This window comes from Phormidesmis sp. 146-12, assembly GCF_052939495.1.
On record NZ_JBJPHS010000153.1, the window covers coordinates 1 to 801 of the forward strand.

Below are 801 nucleotides of genomic sequence, written 5' to 3' on the forward strand. Positions count from 1 at the left end.
ATCAAGAATTAGAAACAGCCATGCAGCGGTTATCACAACTGGCAGCGCAGGTTTATCAACAGATCACTTGAGCTTCCCAGCGACATGAAAACAGATTCCATTTTTTACCGCCTGTTTCAGACCTTTCCTAGCATCTTTTTTGAACTGATTGGTCAAGAACCGTCTGAAGCCAGCGCTTACGAGTTTTCCTCAGTTGAGTTAAAGCAAACTGCGTTTCGGATTGACGGATTGTTTTTGCCGATCATTGACTCCACCCAACCGATCTTCTTTCTAGAAGTTCAATTTCAAAAAGATCCAACGTTCTACGCTCGCTTTTTCTGCGAGATCTTTCTCTACTTGAGACTGTATGCCCCCACCAAACCGTGGAGAGCAATCGCCGTGTTCGCCAAACGCAGTCTAGAACCGACTGAAATCCTCCCTTATCAGTCTTTGCTAGAATTACCTCAAGTGACTCGCCTATATCTCAACGAGTTGGGAGACTTAGCCGATAGTTCTCTCGGTATTGGCATCATTCAGCTAGTCGTCGAAACCAAGCGTCAGACACCGAGGCGGGTACGGCAGTTGATCGAAAAAGCTCGATCGCAACTAGCCGATCAACGTCTTCAACAAGAAGTGCTAGATTTAATTGAAACGATCGTATTGTACAAACTTCCCAAAATTAGCCGTCAGGAGTTCGCAGAAATGTTTAGTCTGAGCGATCTAAAGAAAACTCGCTACTATCGAGAAGTTAAAGAGGAAGTCCGCGAAGAAGTTAAAGAGGAAGTCCGCGAAGAAGTTAAAGAGGAAGTCCGCGAAGAAGTT

1 protein-coding gene is annotated in these 801 nt (G+C 45.1%); it reads left to right on the forward strand.

Annotated features, from left to right (window positions below):
- Positions 1 to 84: 84 nt before the first annotated feature.
- A partial coding sequence (locus ACKFKF_RS31990; protein WP_446871430.1) for an Rpn family recombination-promoting nuclease/putative transposase occupies positions 85 to 801 on the forward strand: 717 nt, incomplete at its 3' end.